We start from the raw sequence: 19,398 nt of genomic DNA on the forward strand, positions 1-19,398 counted from the left end.
GTTCAAATAATTCAAACAAATCCCCTATTCTAAATTCCTCCCATTTGCCCCCATTTTGCTTAAACTCATTTTCAAGTTTGGCGAGAGTGGATTCTTCGCTTCGCTCAGAATGACAAGAATTTAAAGGGTTTTGTAAATTTTTAGGCTTACTTTGGGTTTCATTGTTTATTGTGGATTTTTCACCCACCCCCCAAACCCCCCTCAGCAAGGTAAGAAAAATATTCTGCTAACGAGCAAGAATTGGCAAATTCTTGATTTTCAAGAGAGGGGGATTAGTGTATTTATCACGCGTTAGCGAAATTTTGAAGTTAGCCTCCAAAATGGATTAGAGAATCTAAAAAACTCCCTACCATTGTGGGAAGGATTTAGGGAAATGTCAATAAGGATTTTCCTACTCAATGCAAGGTGAAACCCAAGCAACCCAAATAAATTGTCATACTCATTAAAACAAAGAAGTTCAATAAAATTTTCAAAACATAATTTGTTATATTGAATGTAGCGAAGAATTTCTAACTTCTTGTCATACTGAATATAAAGCTATAAGTATCTCAAACGCTTTAGCAAAGAATAGATATTTCGCCTATGGCTCGATATGACAAGGTGATTTAAAGCTTTAATATAACAATCTATCTTGCCATTTTAAGCGAAGTGAAGAAACTCTAAATCCTTCTCATAATAAGCAAAGTGATCCAGCGGATTGGGTAGCCAAAGCAAAAATGTCTCAAGCAAATAAAGATTCTTCCTTGCGACAAGCTTAGAATGATAAAAGCAAAGGCGATTGATACTTTTGGCTAAAATGACCTAGGATTTTTCCTAAGCCATTCCAACAAAATTTTATACAAATTTTTGTTTTTAATCTTGACATTAGATCGAAATTCAGTTTCTTTCAAATGTAAATAGAGAAATTCTCTTGCCGTGAAACTGACTTAATCTAGCCTTTGTAAGGTTTCCAGAAATTCTATATTCCGTTAATGTGGCTTCGTTAATTTGCAAACTCGTTTTTGTTGTATTTTACTCTGTAATGTGCCTTTGCTCTTTCTTGCAAAGGGACGAACAAAGCGAAGTAAAAAATCCACCAAGGCACCGTGGGCTTTGAAGCTATCACCATAAATTTCACACTCCTTAAGCTTTGCAAAGTCCCTTATGATAGCTAGTAGCTCTTTTGCAGAGCAGTGTTTTAGCGTATAAACTCGTGCGTTTTCGCTTTAGCATTCCTTTTGCTTGCAATTACTAGTGCATAGCACGAAGTAAAAACTTTTGCGACCAGCCCCACGTCCACGCTTTCCACGCACTCTTTTTGCACCTTCTGCTAACAGTTACGAGCCTAGCATTGTAAAAAATAACTCTCACTCTATTCAAACTCAGTGCTCATTTTCTAAAGAAACCTCGTTTTGCTGATTTTTCGCACTCTTTGGCTATTAAAATGCGAATTTCTTGAAAAATTGCATTCACGCAAGCACGAGAAATTTTGCAAAGCCCAGCGTCTTTTAGCCTCTAAATCAATTCTTGCAAAGGGACAAGAGGCTTAATGAAGTAAAAAAATACTTCGTAATTTCTTAAATTTCTTTTGAGACAATTAAAGAATGTATCATGTATTTATTTTTCATCTAATTCTTTATATTTCAAAATGATCTTGTAGCAAATTAAAATATTTTGAGCCAAATTTATCTTAATTTGTAGGAATGCTTGTTGTAAAGTAAAAACTCTGTTTTTAAAAAGCCTCACATTTAAAAACCTATTAAAAACAAAGACCCACGCTCAAAAAGCAAATTTTTTAAGGGGCGTAAAAAGAGAGCAAATTTTTTTTAAAAAATGACGAAAGAACCTTCTTTTAAAGCTTAAATTCAAAAAGCCTCCGTTTTTGTAATCTACTTCTTTTAGCTTCTCGTAAGCTCTTTGAATGTGTGGGTATTTTTTATTTGCAAGGAAAAAATAAGGCACAAAAAGCCTCTTGTTTGTAGCCTTAAAGGCTGGGTTTTTATCATAGCTTTGATTAAAACTTAAAGTAAGCAAGGCTAAAAAGCCCTCAAAATCCTCTAAACTAGCCAAGAAATCCTCTAAATCCGAAGTTTTATTATATCTTGCTAGATAGGAAGCGTAATAAATTTTATATTTTAGATTTTTAGGGCATAAATTCATAGCCTTTTGCAAATAAAGCCTTTGTTCTTTTGTGTCAAGTCTTAATTTTTCAGCTAGTAAAAAAAGATGCAAATAAGAAAAGCTTTGATGATAGGGGTTAAACTCATATTTTTCAATCTTTTCTTTTATATCAAGATAGTCTTTTTTAGAGTTTGCAAGATCATAAATGCCTTTTAGATTTTGTGCTACGCAGTTAATTAAAGAGGCTAAATTTGACACAGATGAATAGCCTGAGCCATAAATTTCATTAGCCTTTGACATCAAGGCTAGATCAAACATAAGCAGCTCACCCACTGAAAGCGCGTCAAAGTCCCTAAACTCATCTGCTGAAAAGACATTTTTAAGTCCTAGCTTTTTTATCATTAAATTGCTAGTATCTACATCATCTGCAAAGACTATGATGGGATATTTTGGGGAGATTTTTTCAATGAAGTGCATTAAAAAATGTATGTTAGAAAAATAGTAGTTTTTCCAAGGGTGTTGAAAGCCAGCATTATAAGGGTAAAGCTCGCCACATCTCAAATGAAAGGCTACGAACCCCCCCCCCCCCGTTTCAAAGGAAGTAGCAACTTCATTTGCTTTTTGATGAAGTGCATTTATATTTGGGCTAAATTTAAAAAAATCATAAAAAAAGATGTAATGTGGATGAAAGCCGGTGAAAGCCTCTGCATCGATGGTATTTGCATCCGATAAATCATAAAATTCATACTCGCTTCTTCTTACAAAATCCTTAAAGTCATTTAGGCTTTTAAAAGGCTTGGAGTAGGGCTTGGAAAAATCCCAAATTTTGCCCTCATCTTGTGCCTTTAAATCTATGTAATGCTCTTTTAAAAAGGCTTCATCAAAATAGCATTCCTTATCATCCACCTTGCAGCCAAGCATCCTTTGTCCGTCAAAGTCCTTATAAACTTCGTCATTATCCGCCCCCACATCTACGCTTTCCCAGCCAAAGCCAAAATTTGCACCCACTCTGTTGGCTGCGTAAAAAACTAGACACATATTGTAAAATCTAGCACAGTTTGCATCCTTGCGGTTTGAAATTAGGTATTTTCTCATTTTTGCTCCGTTTGAAAGTTTATTTTATGTGACATGAATTTTTTAAGAATTCTAACAAAATTATGTGAATTTTTTAAAGATTTCAAAAAATTCACAAAATTTCAAAAAACACCCAAAAAATTCACAAAAAATTCACGGAATTTGAATTTTTTTAAAAAATTCACGCAAATTTTTCGCTAAATGTTTCGCCTTAATTTTCTTTATAAAATTCACGCCCATCATTTTCACGCTCTTAAAATTCCCAGCACCCTTAAAATCCCCCAAAGCCTTTTCAAGCATCTCTAAAATCTCCCTTTGCAAAACGGCGATTTTCACACCGCGGATTTTTTCGCATTTGCTTGTGCGCTCGCCATTTACAAACCATCTGCTCCACGTCTTGCCACAGTGGATTTTGTAAATTATGGCAAAGTCCCCATAAAGTTTTATGCTAAATGCTTGCAAGGCCTTGTTTTGCCCTGTCGTGCCGCAAAGCTCGCCACTGCTTAAAATCCCATCCACCAAGAAAAAGCAGTCGTATTTGGCGTCTGTGATTTTGATGGCTTCAAGATCTTTGTCCTTAAAAAGGGCTTCGTTTGTGTTTATCCAGCCAACACCGCTAAAATGAAGCTCGATTTTGGGGGCGTTTGGGGCGGGTTTGGCTACTTTTGCACTTAAGGTTTCGCTTAAAAACTCACCCACGCATTTTTGGTTTGAATTTGGGTTTTTTAGTGGGATTAAAATTTTTTCAAAATTCTTTCTATCAAGCGTTTTGCCACAAAATTCACGCGAAAGACGGTTTAAAAAATCAAAGGCGTCAAGTGTAGCCATTCTAAGAAATTTTGCTGAAAAATACTCACACCACGCGACAATGTATCGCTCGATATTGCCGAAATTTCGTTCTACTTTTACCCCAAAAATCTCATTAGCAAACTCGCAAAATTCAGACGTGAAAGCTAAATTTATGGGACCCCAAGCACGCGAAGAATGCAAAAAATTTGCACTTGCATTGATGATTGTATAATCAAGCTTTTTTGCCTGCGAAATGATAATTTGTGCTGGCAACGTGCCTGCATAATCACGGGTTAATATGTATTGCTTTGTGCCAACTTTGGCAAAAAGGCTTAAATGTGCTATAGAGCCAAGCGTTGAAGCTATTTCTTTGGCGTTAAAAATCAAATGAATTTGTCTGGCTATGCTAAATTTTTCTGGGGCTATGATTTTAAAGCCAAGATTTGCGAAAAAGTTTTCAAAATTTTCTTCGCCAAGGCTTCTAATGCCACCATTATATTGAGTAGTAGTTAGGTAGATTTTTTCATAAATTTCTTGCCCCACACATTCTTTTTGTGCGTTTTGTGCAAGTGTCTCATAGATAAAGGCGTATTCTTTGCTGTAAGAATGTCAAGTGTGTACGCATTCGCAATGTAAGATGTAAAAACTGAGTAGGCTTTTTGACGAAAAACACACGCTTTTCATCAAGTTTCAAAAGCCTAAAAAAGTCGCTAAACCAAGGCTTTGGCTCATTAGCGCCAAAAGGCATTAGCAAAAATACTATGCGTCTTGTATCCTTTGGATTTTGCAAAACATACCAAATTCTAGCCAAGCTTTCTATTATAAAGTGCCCAAAATGTGCGCATAAAATTCCCCCAAAAATTACCCTTTCATTTACTCTCTCTCTCTCTCTCTCTCTCTGGTTCGCTCAAAACATAGCTTCTAGTGCAACTAATGCTGTATTTTGAGCCTTTTTTTCCACGCTCTAAGCCAGCCAAAAAATTAAAATTTTCATCTACAACCCCGCCCTCATAAAATGTATCCCATTTATCATAATAAACTCGAAGTGGCAGCACTGTGGCATTTTCCACATCTTTTACAAAAAGTTCTTTTGTGTCCAAAAAATCTTTGTTTATCACACCATCCCACCCATTTTTGTGGTTGATATATAGCCTTTTCATAGCTTTCCTTTGAATTTTATTTTGCTTAAAATTTGCTTGATTAAAAATTTAGGCTCAATTAAATTTAAGAGAATTTTATCTTAGCAATTTTAATAAATTTTGACAAGCTTAGAGATCTTTTGCCTGCGGCTCAGACAAACCGGTTTAAAGCCTCAATATGACAAACCTAGCTAGTCATTTTAAGTAAAACACCTCAAACAGTGGCTTTTTTAAAAACAAAGTTTATAAAAACAAGGTTTATTTGTATGGATATATTTGCTTATCAAGGCTTACAAGCACTCCGCGCAGTAACTGTCGCATTAAAATTCAAGCCTTTGTTATTTATATAGGCTAAATTTTAAGCTTTCTATAATCTTGCTTTTAAAAGCAGGTAATAATCAAAAAAGCATTAAAATTCAGCCCTTTGCGATTTATCTGGATTAAATTCAAGCCCTTACTCATCTAGTCTTTGAATTTTAGCTCCAAGCCCTTGTAATTTTTCTTCTAGCCTCTCATATCCTCTGTCTAAATGATAAATTCTATGCACCCTACTAACTCCATTTGCTGCAAGTGCTGCAAGAACCAAAGCCGAACTAGCCCTTAGATCAGTAGCCATCAAATCAGCAGCATTAAGGGGCTTTCCTCCGTTTATGGTGGCTATGTGTCCATTTAGTTTTATATCAGCACCCATTCTTAAAAGCTCACTTGCGTGCATAAAGCGGTTTTCAAAGAGCCTTTCATCTATGATGCTAGTACCCTTTGCCATTAAGGCAAGAGCCATAAACTGAGCTTGCATATCTGTTGGGAAGGAGGGGTATTCGCTTGTGATAAGCTTGATGGGTTTAAGCTCCTTTGCAGGAAATATGGTGATTTTATCATTGTTTGTTTGAATTTCAAAGCCCATTTGCTCAAATTTAGCCAAAACGGCACTAAGATGAGAAGGATCTGCCTTGCTTATAGTGATTTTGGAGTTTGTAATAGCCCCAGCACAAAGGTAGGTTCCAGCCTCTATGCGATCAGGTATGATATCAAAGGGCTTGAAGGTTAAAAGCTCACCACCTGTGCCATAAATTTCAAGCTCTTCTGTGCCAATGCCTCTTATATCAACTCCTGCCCTTGCTAAAACCTCGCAAAGCTGCACTACCTCAGGCTCTTTTGCTACATTTAAGATTCTTGTGGTACCAGATGCCAAAGAGGCTGCCATTATGATATTTTCACTTCCTGTTACTGTAATCTTATCAAAGACTATTCTAGCACCATTTAATGCACCCCTAGCCATCACATAGCCTTCTTTGATCTCTATCTTAGCTCCCATTTTTTCAAGGGCTAAGAGGTGTAAATCTATGGGTCTTTGCCCTATGGCACATCCTCCTGGCAAGCTTACCTCGCATTTTTGAAAGCGAGAAAGTAGGGGACCTAAAACAAGTATGGAGGCTCTCATCTTGCGAACTATGTCATAAATAGCCCTTGTGTTGTTTAGCATAGCGGTGTTTATCTTGGCTGTGTTGTTTTCAAAATCACACCTAGCTCCTAAATTTGTGAGTAAATTCAAAAGAGTTTGTATGTCTGCAACCCTTGGGATGTTTGTAATTTGCACCTCGTTTTTTGCCAAAATGCTTGAAACGATAAGTGGCAAGGCTGCATTTTTAGCCCCGCTGATTTCTACCTCTCCGCTTAATCTTTGCTGTCCTTGAATTTCTAGGTATTTCACTGTTTATCCTTAATTTGGCTTGAATGCCTTGATTTGTTTTTGTAAAAGTTCTTTTGTAAAAAAACCTTGTTTTTGTATATTCTAGCTTGTCCTAAGTGCCTTAAAATATAGCCTCTTTTAAAAAGGATCTTTTTTTGCTAAGGCTTAAAATGGCAAAAACTGTTTTAAAAAGTGTCTTTGTAAACATAAATTCATATTTTTGTTCCTTGTTTTGCCTCACTCTTTTAAAGGCGACAAGATGCCTTAAATTTAGCACTTTTAAAGAACTTTTTCTAAAATACATAAAATTTTATGTGAATTTTTATGTATTAGGCTAAGCTTTGGCTTTAAGTTGCTAAATTCAAGCATTTAGGGCTAATTAAACTTGATTAAATTTAAAATTCATACTCGCTTCTTCTTACAAAGCCCTTAAAGTTATTTAGGCTTTTAAGGGGCTTGGAAAAATCCCAAAATAAAATTTAAGCCAAGCCTTGATCTTTTTATGAATTGTGGCACTAAGTATTTTCAAATTTTAGCCCTTTTAAAAATAGGCTTAAAATTCAGCACCTTTGAAAAATAGGCTTAAAAATCTAGCATTTTGCAAGAATAGACTTAAAAATTCAGCATCTTGCAAGAATGAGCCACAAAAAGCCTTTATAGCTTACCTTGCTTTTTAGAAAATTCAAAAAAGATGGCACATTGTGAATTTCAAAAGTAAAGACTTTTTTAAAATTTGCTTTGATAAAAAGCCACTGTTTAAGGAACAAGCTACTAAAAATGACAAAACTTAGATCTTTTACAAAGGCGTTAAAATTCATAATATTATACATTTTTTCAATGAAAATTCGCTACAATTTTGCTTTGAATTTAAACTGCTGCTTAGGAGAGCTTGATGAGTAAGATGACACTTGGGGTGCTGCTTGTGCTTGTGGGTGCTGTTTTTTGGGCTGCTTCTGGGGTGATGGCTGAGTTTTTGTTTCGGGCAAATTATGATGTGGAGTGGGTTAGCTTTTACCGCTTGTTTTGTACCGGGCTTATACTAACAGCACTTGGGCTTAAGTGGTGGAAATTTCAACTTTTTAGGGATTTAAGACAGGTGATTAGCTTATTTTTATTTGGTTTGATAGGATTACTTCTTACTCAGTTTAGCTATTTTAAGGCTATTGACTATCTTGATGCTGGCACAGCTACTATGATACAATACTCAGCCCCTGTTATGATCATGCTTTGGGTGTGTTTGGTAGGCAAGATCATGCCAAAGATCAAAGAATTAATCGCCCTTGTGCTTGTTTGTGTGGGAATTTTCTTGCTAGCAAGTGGGGGAGATGTAGGTGGCATAAGCCTTAATACCTGGGGCATTTTTTGGGGCATACTTGGTGCTGTGGGCGTTGTGTGGTATTCCTTGGGTGCAAGGGCTATCATACAAAGATATGGGCTTTTTTTCATAATGGGCGTGGCAAGTTTAATTGGAGCCTTGATGCTCTTTGTTATTTTAGGAGCAAAATTGCCAAGCTATGAGCCTAGCTTAAAGCTTTATCTAGCGCAAGCCGGAATAGTCTTAATAGGCACAATAGGAGCCTTTTGCTTGTATTTAAAAGGGCTTGAGTATGTTGGAGCGGTTAGGGCTAGTATGATAGCTTGTATAGAGCCTGTCGCTGCTGCTGTGATGACTTGGTTTTTTTTAGGAACTAGCTTTAAGGCAAGCGATCTTGTAGCCTTTGTGCTAATCTTAGTTAGTGTGTATTTAAATGCAAAGGCAAAGTGAGGGAGGGGTATTTGCGAAATTCTATTTAGATAAAATTAATGGCTAAAAAAGAAAAATTTCTCCTTTATTTAAAACAAATGAAATGTATGTAAGGCAACAAATTAAGATAAAATATTTATCAAATTTTATTAAAGCATTTTAAAATTTATTTTATGGAGTACGCAAAATTTATTCAAATATGTAAAATTAGAGATATATCAACACATATATTTAACAAATATTTAAAAACTTAAATTACTATAATACAATGATTTTAAATTTTTAAGGAGTGTTAATAAATGGATTTCAATACACAAAAATGGGATGATCTTTACAAGAATGCTAATTCTTTGGCTAGATACCCACATGAACAACTAGTTACATTTGCTATGAAAAATTTTCCTCGTGGGGGTAAAATATTAGATTTATATTGTGGTGCTGGCAGACATATGAAATTTTTAGCAGAAAATGGCTTTAAGGCTTATGGTTGCGATGTGAGCGAGGAGGGTTTACTTCGTTGTAAAAATTTCCTCAAAGAGTATGATATGAAAGCAGAGGAACTCTCGCTCTCGAATGGAAGCATAATTCCCTTTGATAGCGATTTTTTTGATGGGCTGTTTAGTATAGGTAGCCTAATGTATGGCACAAAGGAGCAAATCGAGCAAAATGCCAAAGAAATTCACAGAGTGCTTAAAAAAGGAGCAAAGGCTTATTTGAATTTAAGAAGCACCAAGGATTATTGTCATATCAACGGTAAGCATATAAGTAAATATGAAGTGATTATTGATGAAAAAGATGAAACAAGACCTGCATTTATGGAAAATGGAATGAGGGTATATCAAATAGATGAGGATGAGGCTAGGAGAATTTATATAGGTTTTTCAAATTTTACTTGTGATAGCATAAGGGTTACTTATGAAAACAATACTTATGCTAGAGATAATTTAATTATAGTGCTTACAAAATAATGCTTGTCTCAGCTCATCAACTCAACTACATACCATATCCTGGATATTACGCAAAGATTATGGCAAGTGATGCCTTTATGTTCATTGAGAAGGTGCAGTTTGAGAAAAAATCTTGGCAAAATCGCAACAAAATCATCACCAACAATGGAGTTTTAACCTTAGGCGTTCCTGTTTTAACAAAGTCGAAATTCAATCAAAACATAGAAAAGGTTCGCATCAATAACGATGTGCCTTGGAGACACAAGCATTTTAAAAGCATAGTCTTAGCCTACAAAAAAACCCCATTTTTTAAGCTTTATAGTGAATTCTTTGAAGACATTTATAAAAGGCAGTGGGAGTTTTTAAGGGACATTGACTATGCGATTATGGAATTTTTTATAAAGGAATTAGAGATTAAAACGCCTATTTTTTACGATAGGGATTTTAATTTACAAGGCAAGAAGAACGACCTACTCATAGAAATTTGCAAGGCTTTAAAGGCTGATGCTTACCTTTCTAATGAGGGCAGTGCAAATTATGTGGATATAGCTTATCTTAACAAAAACAATTTAAACCACTATTTTTGTCGCTATGCCATTTATCCGCCAAAGGGGCTTTGTAATGTCAGTATGCTTGATATGCTCTTTAAAAAAGGAGCAAAGGAAAGCAAAAAAACCCTTGAAAATTCTTTAGAATTCAGTCAAAAAAATCAAAAATTATGAGGTAAAAACAATGCAAAATCAAAAAAAATGGCTTAAACTTCATACAGAAAAAAGACATCAACCTCGTTATCCTATGGGAGATACAGTTTCTTTTGTTTTTAGAAATTTCCCTAAGAATGGCAAGATTTTAGATCTAGGATGTGGGGCTGGTAGGAACATGAAATTTCTAGCAGAAAATGGCTTTGATGCTTATGGGTGTGATTATTCATCAAGTGGTATAGAGGCAAGCAAGGCATTGCTCTTAGAATATAAACTAAAAGGAGATTTGCAAGTAGCAAGTGTGGATAAACTACCTTATGAAGATGATTTTTTTGACGGTTTAATTTGCTATGGAGTTTTATGCTATAACGACAAAAATACCGTAGAAAAAGCAGCGGATGAAATATATAGAGTGATAAAAAAAGGCTCCAAGGCATATATTGTAGTAAGAACTTTAGATGATTACCGCTATGCAACAGCTAAGAAAATCGATAAATATCAGACAATAATCCAAGAAGAAGATGCAAGTAGGGCTGCTTTTAAGGAAAATGGGATGTTTATGTATTTTTTCGACAAAGAAGAGGTTAAAAGAGTGTTTTATAAATTTGACAATATAACTATAAATAGATTAAGGGTTTCTTTTAACAATGATAGCTTTGCAAACGATGATTTTGCAATAATTTGTCAAAAATAATGCTTGTTTTATTTTATGCAAATGGAGGCGAACATATAGGACTTGGACACATATACCGTTGCTTGTGTTTGGCTTCATATCTTGATAATTATGACATTGTATTTGCAAGTGATGATAAAAAAGATTTAAATATAGGACATATTCTAGTTGAAGAGGCTGGCTTTGTATTACATAAAATTCAAGGATGCAATGCTCTTTCCTCGTTAAAAGCAGACATTTTGATTGTTGATAGCTATGAAATAGAAGCTGAGTTTTTAACTTATATTAAATTTTTTTTTAAAAAACTTGTTATTGTTGATGATGAAGGTGCATTAAGCTTTTATGATGTTGATTTAATCATTAATCCAAATCCATATGCCAAAAACTTATCATACAAAACGCATAAACGAACAAAAACGCTTTTTGGCACAAATCTTTTAAGAACAGAATTTCAAGGTTTGCAAAAAATTACCATAAATAAAGAAGTAAAAAATATCATTCTTAGTCTAGGAGGTAGTGATGATACAAATTTAAGCTACTTAATAGCTAAGAATTTGGAAGCTTATCTTTATAAGCTAGATATAAAATTACACATAGTTATAGGCAAGGCTTTTAAATACAAAAAAGAGCTTTTAAAACTGCAAAATACGCACATAATTTGTTATGAAAATGCACAAATGTCAAAATTAATGCTTGCTTGCGATCTTGGTATTTGTGGTTGTGGACAAACCTCATATGAGCTTTTAAGTTTAGGAATTCCAATTATAACCCTTATACTAGCCTCCAATCAACAATTACCCGCAAATTTTGGCTTAAATCAAGGCTATCTAGTTGTGGCAACACCTAAAAATATAGCCTTAGAGCTTAGCAAAATGAGTTTTCAAAAAAGATTAAAGTTAAGAGCAAGCTCAGAAATTTATTTTAGGTCTGTGTGTTTGCAAGATCTTATTACAAAAAGTTTTTATAATATTCTATACACTTAAAAAAGGGAAATAATGGATTTGGATGAGAAATTAAAAAAGGACCAAAGGTTAGAAGCTAAATCTTATTATATTACAGAATATATATTTAGAGTTCTTATTGTGCAAAAAATAATACTTATACCACTATCAAAAACTCCTATAACTCCAAATTTTATCACAATTTGTGGCTCCTTGTGTGCTATGTATTCGTTTTACTGTATATATTCTGATAATTTTATTTTAGCAGGGCTATTTTATATACTTTACAGTTTACTTGATCACACAGATGGTATTCTTGCTCGCTATAAAAATCTTTATTCAAAATTTGGCAAATTTTTAGATGATGTTTTAGATATTTTAGCATTTAATGGTGTGTTTATATTGCTTTGTGCATTAAAGCTTATATCTTTGCAAACTTGCATTTTTGTTTTATTAGCAATGAATATTCATAATTATACTGCTTCTTTATACATACTCAAAAAATTAAAGCAGCTAAAACAGATTAAGAGATTTGGACTGAAAAAATGGTTTTTAGATAGGGGCTTTTTGCTCGGCATTGATGCGAGTTTGCTAGGGATTTTAATCTCCTTGGGATTAATGTTTGAGATCTTTGAGTTAATATGCTACATTATAGGAGGAATTTATATCTTTGATCTGCTTTACCGCTTGTATGAACTTTGGCGAAATTTAAAGCTTTTTAATCATACAAGTCATTAGCTCATCTTGCTGATATACACGAAAATCAAAGCCTAAAAACAAATTCATAGCCCTTTTGTTTTCATTATACACACAGGCCTTTACTCGCTTTAATTTAAGCGTATTTAAGGCATATTCAAGCATAGCTTGAAGTAGAATTTTGCCGCAGTTTTTCACCTCCAAGGCTCTGTAAAGTCCAAGTTCGCATTCTTCTTCATTTATATCAACAAAATTCACCACACCCAAGGGCTTTTCATTATCCAAGGCCAAAAAGTATTTTTTGCTCTTATCATTTTTAAGCCCTTCTACAAAGCTAAAATGCTCGTGCTTATCAACAAATCTTTTTCTAAAAAAGCGGTTAATGCTCTCATCATTACGCCATTTTAAAATCATTTCTAACTCAGCTTGACTAAGCGTGGTAAAATCCTTAAAAATAATCATAAAAATCCACCTCCTTGCCGCTGTTTTTAAGCCACTGGGCGATTTTGATTTGATTTTTATTCGTGCAAACTGCCTTAAATTCAGCCTTCAAAAAGATAGCCTCATTCACAAGCCCACTTGCTGAGATGATGAGCTTTTTGCTTTGATTCATAGTCTTTGCAAAGTCTTTTATATCCACTCCAAGAGTGATATTTGGACTTTTATCAGCTATGCTTTTAAGCTGCTTTAAATTCGTGTTCGCACTTGTTGTAGCTATGAAGATCTTCTTGCCCTCGTCAAAATTTAAGGCTATCTTTGCTGATAAATTTCTAGAATCAGTAGCACCCAAACAGATGAAAAAATCATAAATTTTATCCCTTTTTATCTTAACCTCTTCGTAAAATTCATCTCTAAATAAGGCATGGGCAAAGCCACATCTTAGCTCGCAAAAGCTAGGCACAAGCTTTTTATAAAGGCTAGGCTTGGCGTAGGGATTGACATTGAGTAAAATATCACAGTAATGCTCTCTTAAATCATCATCAAAGCTTAAAATCTTAACCCCAGTTGCCTTTTTTATGAAAAGCTCATCCTCATAGCTTATGCCATAATGATCTATCACAAGTAGCTCAAAACCCTCATCTCTAATGAGATCCACAAGCTCTTGCCTATCCGTGCTATCAAGCAAAAAGACCTCGTAAGGAATTTCATCAATGATTGAGCCTTGAAGCTCTAAGCAAGCAAAGCTCACCTCATCATAGCTCTTAGCCAAAAGTAAATCCCTTCTAATATGCCCGTGTCCCATCTTTGAGGAGCTATCAGCTCTAAATAATACCTTCATCTTAATCCTAAATTCTTAAATTTAAACAAAAGCCTAGCAAATTCTAAGTCCTCTAAGCTATCTATATCACAAACTAAGTGTCTTGGAAGTAAAAAAGCCCTTGAATGAGGCTTAAAGGCTTGCTTGCCCTCAAGCCAGGCTTGGCTTTTTCCAAAATAAAAAGCCCCTGCATCGTGAAAGGCTGGGGTAAGATCCTGACTTCTTTCATAGTAGCTGCTCTCATCAAACATAGTAATTCTTTTGTCTTTATCTAGCATAAAGGCTCTTTGTATGGGGTAGGAAAACTCACAAGCTGTGCTTAAAAACTCACAGTCTTTTTCTTTAAATTCAGCATAAGCTTGCTTTAAAATTTCGCTATCAATGAGTGGGGCTGTGGCATAAAGACAACAAACTGTTTCAAAGTCTTGCCCTAAACTCGCTAACTCTTTGATGGCGTGGGATATTACAGCATTTGTTGGAGCATAATCATCGCTAAGTTCTTTTGGACGCATAAAGGGAATTTTTGCCTTAAATTTACGCGAGATACTAGCAATTTCCTCATCATCAGTAGAAACTATCACCTCATCAAAAATGCTTGAATTTAAGGCATTTTCAATGCTGTGTGCGATGAGGGGCTTGCCCTCAAATTCAACAATGTTTTTTCTTGGAATTCTTTTGCTACCACCTCTTGCTGGGATTACACAAAGAGTTTTGCCCACTTTTTTCCTTTGTTTTTAAATTTGCTTGAATTTCTTTGCGGCTAAACATTTCATAAATTCACGCAAAATGATGAATTTTTTAAAAGCTTACTTTTTCTATCTTTTTTGTGAAAAAAGCTATGTTTTTTAAGCTACAACGACAAAGTTAAATTCAAGGTTTTTTATAACAATTCTAAAATTATACTTAAATTTTTATAATCTAAAATTAAAAGCTATTTTTATCCCCCTTAAAATTTCTTAAATTTAAGCACTGTTTTGTGTGGCTTAGTAATTTTTGGTGTAGTGGGAGAGGGAAGGGGTGCGTGTGGGGTGTGTGGGGGGGAGGGAGATATGGAAAAAAAGGAGAGATAGGGAAACAAAGGGGGAAAGGGGGAGATAGGGAAAAAAGTGAGAAGGGGGGAGGATTTGGGGTGGAGGGAAGGAAAAAAGGTGAGGGAGAGTGTGGTGGGGAGAAAAAAGGAATAGAAGGAATAGAGGGAAAAAGTGGAAAGATAGGAAAAAAGTGAAGTGAGAGAGAGGGAAAAAGGTGGGTGGGAGAAAAAAATGGGGGTGTAGGGAGAAAAAAATGGGCGGGAGAAAAAAATGGGGTAGGGTAGGGTGTTTTAGTGAAGATTTTTGCAAAATTCTTCTTTTAAAGCAAGTATATCTTTGGGTCGTCCTAAGTCCTTTCTTGCGCCTTTGGCGACAAGGATTTCTATGAAGATTAGACCCTCTTTGCCTTTAAGCTCATTTAAAGCTTTTTTAAGGCTAAATTCATCGCTGACACTAAGGGCTAACTCATAGCCACAAGCCTTGGCAAGTGCGTTAAAATTCACATTCTTAGCACAGCTTTCTTGTCCTCCTACGCTTTCGTGGGCGAAGTTGTTTAAAACTATATGAATAAAATTTGCACCCTTGAAATTTGAAATGGCTCCAAGGTGCATTAAAAAAGCCCCGTCTCCATCCAAACAAATAATCCTTTTTTGCGTGAATTGAGACAGCACAAAGGCAATCGAGCTTGCAAAGCCCATAGAACCAACCACCAAAAAATCATCGCTATGTCCTTGTTTCTTTTTCTCACGCAAATCATAGCATTCACGCCCTATGTGTCCCGTGGAGCAAATGAATTTAGCCTCTTTAAAATGAGCTAAGATTAACTCAATCGCCCTTTCTCTTTTTAAATTCAAATTTTCTAAATTTACACTGAGTGCTTGTTCATTCTTAAAACTTAAAGCCTCTTGATCTTCATCAAAGTTTTTCTGCTTTGTGGCTAAAACTGTTTTATTTATATCACAGCTTTCTTTCAAGCCTTCTTTTTCAAAAGATAAAATTTTTTCATTTAAAACAACTGTTTCATTTAAAGGGCTTTTTTCACTCACACCAGCCTTGTCAAAGAGGCATTCTCTCACACTAGCCTTTTCAAAGAAACATTCACTCAAACTAGCCTTTTCAAAGGGCGCAAAGCTATCTTTTTCTACCAAGATAGCCACTATGCTTTCATCTTTTAGGCATTCTTCAAAGGCTTTGAGACACTGCTTTTTTGCAGTTTTAAAATTCTTTGACAAGATAAAATGCTTTATCCCACAAGCAGATAAAAGCCTTCTTGTAACAAGTCCTTGTTTTCTATGCTGAGGCTCATCATCAATCCCACCTCTAAGCCCTATTATCATTACAAGTGGAATTTTATACACAAGCTTGTCAGCTAAGGACAACAGTGGATTTATGGCATTTCCCAGACCTGAGTTTTGCATATAAACAAGCCCTAAATTTTTAGTAGCCAAATGATAAGCACAAGCAAAGGCAATAGCCTCTCCCTCATTGGCTGTGGTGTAAAAATTATCCTTTGAAAGCTCATTTAGTGCTGAATTTAAGGGCTTTAAAAGGCTATCTGGAACTCCTGCAAAAAGCCCTATGTGTTCTTTTAAAAAGAGGGCAAATTGTGTAGGATTAAGCCTTTTATTTAAATTTGGCACTAATTTTCCTTAATCAAGGATATTAAATCAAGCACCTTGATATAGTTTTTATCTGCTTCTAAGCTTCTTTTGTGCTTTAAAATGCTTTGTGCGGTTTCAAGCATAGCACTATAAGCAGCCCTTAAAAGCTGATTGGCATAGACTATGATATTTACCCCTGCTTTTTGTAAATCATCCTCGCTTAAAGAGGGGTAATTTGTAGGCACGACCATTAAGAATCTTCTTTTTTCAAAGCTATTATAAAGCCTGCAAAACTCTAAAATCTCCTTGCCGTCCTTTTGACGAGAATGTATCATTATCCCATCAGCACCTGCGTTGATGTATGCTTTGGCTCTATTTATGGCATCATCCATTCCCATTTCCAAAATAAGACTTTCAATCCTAGCTATTATCATAAAATCATCAGTAAGCTGAGACCTCTTACCAGCTCTTATCTTTTCGCAAAAATTTTCTATGCTATCTTGGCTATGCTTTGCCTTTTTGCCCTCTAAAAGAGAGTTTTTCTTTAAGCCTATTTTATCTTCAATCACCACAGCACTCACTCCAAGCCTTTCTAGCCTTTTAACCATCATCGCAAAATGTGGAATTTGTGAGCCTGTGTCTCCATCGTAGATGATGGGCTTTGTGGAGACCTCTAAAATGTCATTGACCGTGCTAATTCTTGAGGTTAAATCCACAAATTCAATGTCTGGCTTGCCCTTTGAGCTACTATCCGTTAAGGAGCTTAGCCACATAAAATCAAAGCTTTGATTTATGCCCTCATCATCTTTGAAATTTGCGTTTTCAACCGCCATAGCACTGAGGCCGCTGTGGGATTCTATGCCTCTTATTATGGGCTTTGTTCTTAGTATTTTTCGCAAAGATGCAAGGCGAATTTGAGGCAAGATGCCAAGTTCTTTTAAGCTTTTGTTAAGCTTTGTTGAGGAAATATCCTTGGTGTATTGAGGCTCGATTACCTCTCCGCCCCAAGCCTTCATCATTTCAATGGCTTGCTTCCTGCCCTTACTCAAAGGTCCTTCTTTCCAGTCATCTCCGTGAACCAAAAAGGAGGGCTTATACTTTAAAAGATTTACCTCATATTCTTTTTCGTGCTGAGGCACCACCTCATCAACGCCTTTCAAGCCCTCAACTATAATCTTTCTTTGCGCATAATTCATAAAAGGCACCCTTTTATAGCTAGCTATGGCCTCATCTGTGTAAAGTCCTACCATAACGTGTCCTAGCTTTGAGGCTTCTTTTATGATGTTTAGGTGTCCGGGGTGAATTAAATCAGCTGCCATAGGCACATAGACTAGTTTTTTCATCTTTTATCCTTTAAATAAACAAGTATCACAAAGCTTTGTCTTGCTTAAATCCCCGCTTTTGTGAGCCTGTCTTAATGCGTTCATACCCTCTGAATGCCAAATTTCATAAATGGAGTTTTTGTAAATATTTCCAACCGCTATGTGCTTGGCTCTATGCGAAGCACAAGGCACAGCAAGTCCATCTCCGTGTATGAAGATGCTCTCAAAGGGGTAAGAACAGCTTTGTTTGCCTGAGATTGGCGCATCTGAGATGGCATAGCTTCTTTCATCATCAAAGGGAGAAATAGGCACATATCTTTGAACGGCTACATAATCAACCTTATCCACCCAAAAGCTCTTAAAGGCTTCTAATTCGTGCTTGTTTTTATGCTGTAATAAAAAGCTCACACGAACTATGGGCAGTTCTTTTCCCATTTTTGCACGCAAATTTAAGAAATTATCTATGTTTTTAATCACCGTTTTATAATCAAGCCCTATGCGTATGGTTTTATAAGTAGCCTCGCTTATGGCGTCTATGCTAAAATTCATTCTGGTTACATTGGTATTATCAAGTATTCTCTTGCTTTTTTCCTCTGTCAGCAAGGAAGCGTTTGTGTTAAAATGTATGTCCATAATGCTTGGCTTTTTGCTCATATACTCAAGCCTTTCTATGATGTCTTTATCAAGCAAAGGCTCGTTGGTTTGAGAAGGTGCAACTGAGGGGCAGCCGTGCTCATCGCACTCATCAACAAGCTTGGTAAAAACCTCAAAGGGCAAATAGCCCTTATAGCCATAATCAGCCCTTAAATCAGCGTGCCCATGAACGCACATAGTGCATCTTGCATTGCATTTGAATTGATTTTCAAAGCGCACAAAAAGCGGGAAATCTTGCATAATGTGATTTGAAGCAGCCGCCCATTTTGCCCTGTAATCAAGCCATTTTTGCCCAAATTTTTTCACAAAAATAGCATCAATGTCCTTTTTGGAATTATTCACCACCCTTCCTGCTGAGGTGGAGGTTTGTTTAATCTCACTTGCCAACATAAAAACTCCTTTGAATTTTTTCTTTGCTAAATTCACAAGAAGCTGTGAATTTAAAAAAGAAAAAGGCCTTTGAAATTTGGCTTGAAAATGATTTAACTAAGCTTTGATAGCACTTGTTTGAAAATAATTTCATTGAATTTTTACGGTGCTTGAAAGTAGGGTGCAAAGTAGGGTGCTTGAATTTGCTTTCTTGCAAAGGCACTTTTGTAAAGGGGTGTTTAAATTTTAAGCAAGGCTTTTTTGCCTTAAAAGAGGCTAATAAATTCAAGGCTTTGAATTTTTTAAAATTTTTGTGAATTTTTGTGTGAATTTGAGAAAAAATGCGTTTTGTTTTTAATGTGAATAAAAAATAAAGAGCTTGTAAAATTTGCTTGTGAATTTGTGCGTGAATTTGAGAAAAATATCTTTTTTCTTTTAAAGAAAATTCACGGCACAACTTTTTTCTATGAATTTGTGTGAATTTTTGCGTAAAATTTTGTGTAAAATGAGGCTTTAAGCTATCTTTGCCAAAAAAGTTTTGAATTTCAAAAAAGGTTTTGTCTTTAAGACGGTGAAATTTTTTTGCCCCTTTTTTGAAACGGTGAAATTCAAGCTGCAACATAGCTTAATCCTATTCTAGCAGCTTGTGCGGTAGTGTTTGTAAGATTA

Annotated in this window: 21 protein-coding genes; 8 read left to right on the forward strand and 13 right to left on the reverse strand. The window is 35.4% G+C overall.

Going from position 1 to position 19,398, the window contains the following annotated elements; genetic code table 11:
- The 6 genes from DMC01_RS06835 to murA form a co-directional block, all read right to left on the reverse strand.
- Positions 1 to 187, reverse strand: a 187-nt coding sequence (locus DMC01_RS06835; protein ID WP_221887143.1) for a hypothetical protein, incomplete at its 3' end; no start/stop codon positions are given.
- A gap of 795 nt (positions 188 to 982) precedes the next feature.
- Positions 983 to 1,117 (reverse strand): hypothetical protein, encoded by a 135-nt coding sequence (locus DMC01_RS15915; protein WP_282432272.1) that lies wholly within the window; start codon positions 1,115 to 1,117, stop codon positions 983 to 985.
- Positions 1,118 to 1,758: 641 nt separating this feature from the next.
- Positions 1,759 to 3,195 carry an O-fucosyltransferase family protein gene (locus DMC01_RS06840; protein ID WP_142693516.1) on the reverse strand — a complete coding sequence of 479 codons (1,437 nt, stop codon included), beginning with the start codon at positions 3,193 to 3,195 and terminating at the stop codon, positions 1,759 to 1,761.
- Between the two features lie 132 nt (positions 3,196 to 3,327).
- Positions 3,328 to 4,506: a glycosyltransferase 61 family protein gene (locus tag DMC01_RS06845; RefSeq protein WP_142693517.1), complete on the reverse strand. Its 1,179-nt coding sequence runs from the start codon at positions 4,504 to 4,506 to the stop codon at positions 3,328 to 3,330.
- 326 nt (positions 4,507 to 4,832) lie between these two features.
- Positions 4,833 to 5,123, reverse strand: a complete 291-nt coding sequence (locus tag DMC01_RS06855) for a hypothetical protein (protein ID WP_142693518.1) — start codon at positions 5,121 to 5,123, stop codon at positions 4,833 to 4,835.
- A gap of 433 nt (positions 5,124 to 5,556) precedes the next feature.
- Positions 5,557 to 6,813 carry a UDP-N-acetylglucosamine 1-carboxyvinyltransferase gene (gene murA, locus DMC01_RS06860; RefSeq protein WP_142693519.1) on the reverse strand — a complete coding sequence of 419 codons (1,257 nt, stop codon included), beginning with the start codon at positions 6,811 to 6,813 and terminating at the stop codon, positions 5,557 to 5,559.
- Positions 6,814 to 7,569: 756 nt separating this feature from the next.
- Here murA and DMC01_RS15920 point away from each other — a divergent pair.
- The 7 genes from DMC01_RS15920 (at position 7,570) to DMC01_RS06890 (ending at position 12,536) form a co-directional block, all read left to right on the forward strand.
- A complete protein-coding gene (locus DMC01_RS15920; RefSeq protein ID WP_282432273.1) occupies positions 7,570 to 7,692 on the forward strand; it encodes a hypothetical protein in 123 nt (40 codons plus the stop codon).
- Position 7,693: 1 nt separating this feature from the next.
- Positions 7,694 to 8,557, forward strand: a complete 864-nt coding sequence (locus tag DMC01_RS06865; RefSeq protein ID WP_142693546.1) for a DMT family transporter — start codon at positions 7,694 to 7,696, stop codon at positions 8,555 to 8,557.
- A gap of 278 nt (positions 8,558 to 8,835) precedes the next feature.
- The gene (locus DMC01_RS06870) at positions 8,836 to 9,504 is read left to right on the forward strand and encodes a class I SAM-dependent methyltransferase (protein ID WP_142693520.1); all 669 of its coding nucleotides are present in this window, start codon (positions 8,836 to 8,838) and stop codon (positions 9,502 to 9,504) included.
- The gene (locus tag DMC01_RS06875) at positions 9,504 to 10,205 is read left to right on the forward strand and encodes a WbqC family protein (protein ID WP_142693521.1); all 702 of its coding nucleotides are present in this window, start codon (positions 9,504 to 9,506) and stop codon (positions 10,203 to 10,205) included. Before DMC01_RS06870 ends, DMC01_RS06875 begins: the two co-directional genes overlap by 1 nt.
- Positions 10,206 to 10,215: 10 nt before the next feature.
- Positions 10,216 to 10,878 (forward strand): class I SAM-dependent methyltransferase, encoded by a 663-nt coding sequence (locus DMC01_RS06880; protein ID WP_142693522.1) that lies wholly within the window; start codon positions 10,216 to 10,218, stop codon positions 10,876 to 10,878.
- On the forward strand, positions 10,866 to 11,840 hold the full coding sequence (gene pseG, locus DMC01_RS06885) for a UDP-2,4-diacetamido-2,4,6-trideoxy-beta-L-altropyranose hydrolase (protein ID WP_142693523.1): 975 nt from the start codon (positions 10,866 to 10,868) through the stop codon (positions 11,838 to 11,840). The genes DMC01_RS06880 and pseG (DMC01_RS06885) overlap by 13 nt, the downstream gene beginning before the upstream one ends.
- A gap of 12 nt (positions 11,841 to 11,852) precedes the next feature.
- Positions 11,853 to 12,536, forward strand: coding sequence for a CDP-alcohol phosphatidyltransferase family protein (locus tag DMC01_RS06890; RefSeq protein WP_142693524.1), 684 nt, complete (start codon positions 11,853 to 11,855; stop codon positions 12,534 to 12,536).
- On the opposite strand, the gene pseH is transcribed toward DMC01_RS06890, so the two are convergent.
- The 3 genes from pseH to pseF are packed head-to-tail and all read right to left on the reverse strand — an operon-like array spanning position 12,507 to position 14,471.
- The gene (gene pseH / locus DMC01_RS06895; RefSeq protein ID WP_142693525.1) at positions 12,507 to 12,956 is read right to left on the reverse strand and encodes a UDP-4-amino-4,6-dideoxy-N-acetyl-beta-L-altrosamine N-acetyltransferase; all 450 of its coding nucleotides are present in this window, start codon (positions 12,954 to 12,956) and stop codon (positions 12,507 to 12,509) included. The two genes, DMC01_RS06890 and pseH, sit on opposite strands and share 30 nt — an antisense overlap.
- Positions 12,943 to 13,773: a UDP-2,4-diacetamido-2,4,6-trideoxy-beta-L-altropyranose hydrolase gene (gene pseG / locus DMC01_RS06900; RefSeq protein ID WP_142693526.1), complete on the reverse strand. Its 831-nt coding sequence runs from the start codon at positions 13,771 to 13,773 to the stop codon at positions 12,943 to 12,945. The genes pseH and pseG (DMC01_RS06900) overlap by 14 nt, the downstream gene beginning before the upstream one ends.
- Positions 13,770 to 14,471 (reverse strand): pseudaminic acid cytidylyltransferase, encoded by a 702-nt coding sequence (pseF, locus tag DMC01_RS06905; RefSeq protein ID WP_142693527.1) that lies wholly within the window; start codon positions 14,469 to 14,471, stop codon positions 13,770 to 13,772. Before pseF ends, pseG (DMC01_RS06900) begins: the two co-directional genes overlap by 4 nt.
- Before the next feature lie 311 nt (positions 14,472 to 14,782).
- On the opposite strand from pseF, the gene DMC01_RS06910 reads away from it, so the two are divergent.
- Complete coding sequence (locus DMC01_RS06910; RefSeq protein WP_142693528.1) at positions 14,783 to 14,977, forward strand: hypothetical protein; 195 nt, start codon at positions 14,783 to 14,785, stop codon at positions 14,975 to 14,977.
- Positions 14,978 to 15,073: 96 nt separating this feature from the next.
- Here DMC01_RS06910 and DMC01_RS06915 read toward each other — a convergent pair whose 3' ends face one another.
- Genes DMC01_RS06915 through DMC01_RS06930 form a run of 4 tightly spaced genes read right to left on the reverse strand, consistent with a single transcriptional unit; the run spans position 15,074 to position 19,351 of the window.
- Positions 15,074 to 16,423 (reverse strand): thiamine pyrophosphate-dependent enzyme, encoded by a 1,350-nt coding sequence (locus DMC01_RS06915; RefSeq protein WP_142693529.1) that lies wholly within the window; start codon positions 16,421 to 16,423, stop codon positions 15,074 to 15,076.
- On the reverse strand, positions 16,423 to 17,727 hold the full coding sequence (aepX, locus tag DMC01_RS06920; RefSeq protein ID WP_142693530.1) for a phosphoenolpyruvate mutase: 1,305 nt from the start codon (positions 17,725 to 17,727) through the stop codon (positions 16,423 to 16,425). The genes DMC01_RS06915 and aepX overlap by 1 nt, the downstream gene beginning before the upstream one ends.
- A 3-nt stretch (positions 17,728 to 17,730) precedes the next feature.
- The gene (locus tag DMC01_RS06925) at positions 17,731 to 18,750 is read right to left on the reverse strand and encodes a radical SAM/SPASM domain-containing protein (RefSeq protein WP_142693531.1); all 1,020 of its coding nucleotides are present in this window, start codon (positions 18,748 to 18,750) and stop codon (positions 17,731 to 17,733) included.
- On the reverse strand, positions 18,737 to 19,351 hold the full coding sequence (locus tag DMC01_RS06930) for a hypothetical protein (RefSeq protein WP_142693532.1): 615 nt from the start codon (positions 19,349 to 19,351) through the stop codon (positions 18,737 to 18,739). Before DMC01_RS06930 ends, DMC01_RS06925 begins: the two co-directional genes overlap by 14 nt.
- Positions 19,352 to 19,398: the final 47 nt, after the last annotated feature.

This window comes from Campylobacter troglodytis (assembly GCF_006864425.1).
Lineage (GTDB): Bacteria > Campylobacterota > Campylobacteria > Campylobacterales > Campylobacteraceae > Campylobacter_D > Campylobacter_D troglodytis.

Bases quoted from the DNA above. Each gene is read 5' to 3' on its own strand.
- DMC01_RS06840 (WP_142693516.1), bottom strand. From the start codon at position 3,195: ATGAGAAAATACCTAATTTCAAACCGCAAGGATGCAAACTGTGCTAGA.
- DMC01_RS06855 (WP_142693518.1), bottom strand. From the start codon at position 5,123: ATGAAAAGGCTATATATCAACCACAAAAATGGGTGGGATGGTGTGATA.
- DMC01_RS15920 (WP_282432273.1), top strand. From the start codon at position 7,570: ATGACAAAACTTAGATCTTTTACAAAGGCGTTAAAATTCATAATATTA.
- DMC01_RS06865 (WP_142693546.1), top strand. From the start codon at position 7,694: ATGACACTTGGGGTGCTGCTTGTGCTTGTGGGTGCTGTTTTTTGGGCT.
- DMC01_RS06870 (WP_142693520.1), top strand. From the start codon at position 8,836: ATGGATTTCAATACACAAAAATGGGATGATCTTTACAAGAATGCTAAT.
- DMC01_RS06875 (WP_142693521.1), top strand. From the start codon at position 9,504: ATGCTTGTCTCAGCTCATCAACTCAACTACATACCATATCCTGGATAT.
- DMC01_RS06880 (WP_142693522.1), top strand. From the start codon at position 10,216: ATGCAAAATCAAAAAAAATGGCTTAAACTTCATACAGAAAAAAGACAT.
- DMC01_RS06890 (WP_142693524.1), top strand. From the start codon at position 11,853: ATGGATTTGGATGAGAAATTAAAAAAGGACCAAAGGTTAGAAGCTAAA.
- pseH (WP_142693525.1), bottom strand. From the start codon at position 12,956: ATGATTATTTTTAAGGATTTTACCACGCTTAGTCAAGCTGAGTTAGAA.
- pseG (WP_142693526.1), bottom strand. From the start codon at position 13,773: ATGAAGGTATTATTTAGAGCTGATAGCTCCTCAAAGATGGGACACGGG.
- aepX (WP_142693530.1), bottom strand. From the start codon at position 17,727: ATGAAAAAACTAGTCTATGTGCCTATGGCAGCTGATTTAATTCACCCC.
- DMC01_RS06925 (WP_142693531.1), bottom strand. From the start codon at position 18,750: ATGTTGGCAAGTGAGATTAAACAAACCTCCACCTCAGCAGGAAGGGTG.
- DMC01_RS06930 (WP_142693532.1), bottom strand. From the start codon at position 19,351: ATGTTGCAGCTTGAATTTCACCGTTTCAAAAAAGGGGCAAAAAAATTT.